The organism is Gluconacetobacter asukensis (assembly GCF_014174375.1).
Taxonomy (GTDB): Bacteria; Pseudomonadota; Alphaproteobacteria; order Acetobacterales; family Acetobacteraceae; genus Gluconacetobacter; species Gluconacetobacter asukensis.
This window is the reverse complement of sequence record NZ_JABEQE010000056.1, coordinates 1-867: the sequence shown is the minus strand read 5'-3', so window position 1 is coordinate 867 and position 867 is coordinate 1. Positions and strand designations below refer to the sequence as shown.

1 protein-coding gene is annotated in these 867 nt (G+C 60.1%); it reads right to left on the bottom strand.

What is annotated here, in order from left to right:
• Positions 1 to 9 precede the first annotated feature (9 nt).
• Positions 10 to 819, bottom strand: coding sequence for an IS5 family transposase (locus tag HLH35_RS19690; protein WP_182980743.1), 810 nt, complete (start codon positions 817 to 819; stop codon positions 10 to 12).
• Positions 820 to 867 lie beyond the last annotated feature (48 nt).

The window sequence follows — 867 nt, the reverse complement described above, 5'->3', positions numbered from 1 at the left end:
TAGAGGGTGTTATGCACCTTGAGCGAGTATAGCGGCGTTTCTGAGCATGAAGCATGCGAAAGCGACGACATGGAGACTTGCGAGCGTTGAAGCGTAGCGCTCGTAATCCTTAACGAGTCTGCGGCATCGTGTGGCCCATGCGAAAGACCGTTCTACGACCCATCGGCGAGGCAGCAGGACAAAGCCGCGCTTGGCTTCGGGCAACTTGACGACTTCAAGCGTGATACCGTGGGTGCGGGCTGCCTCGGCCGGCCTCTCGCCCGTGTATCCCTGATCGACATAGGCCAGTTCGACGCTTTCCTCCGTCACCTCCTGAATGGCTGCGGCGAGGCGTCCGACCTCGACGCGATCGTCCCGATTGGCTGGCGTGACGTGCAGGGCCAGCAGATGGCCAAACGTGTCCACTGCCATATGCAGTTTTGAGCCCTTTTTGCGTTTGGCCCCATCATATCCGGCGCGCGGTCCGCTCTCCGGTGTCGAACGCAAGGTTCGGCTGTCGAGGATGGCCGCCGTGGGTTCCGCCTTGCGGCCGGAGGCCATGCGCAGCACAGCCCGTAGGTCAGACGCCAGTGCTTCGAAGCAGCCTGCCTCCATCCAGCGACGGGATTGCTGATAGACCGCCGACCAAGGCGGAAGATCGTTCGGCATGGCGCGCCAGGCAATCCCGTAGCGGATCACGTAGCGCAACCCGTTGAACAGTTCGCGCAGATCATGCCGCCGCTGTTCCGCGTCCTCTCGCATCAGAACCAGATACGGGACAACCAACGACCATTCTTCGTCTGATACGTCAGAGGGATACGGCTTCCGAACTTGCGTCATTCAGCATTACTGAACCAATCACGCACGAAAGTACATAACACCCTCTAG

Excerpts from the sequence above, each read along its gene's own strand:
- HLH35_RS19690 (WP_182980743.1), bottom strand. The coding sequence starts at position 819 with ATGACGCAAGTTCGGAAGCCGTATCCCTCTGACGTATCAGACGAAGAA.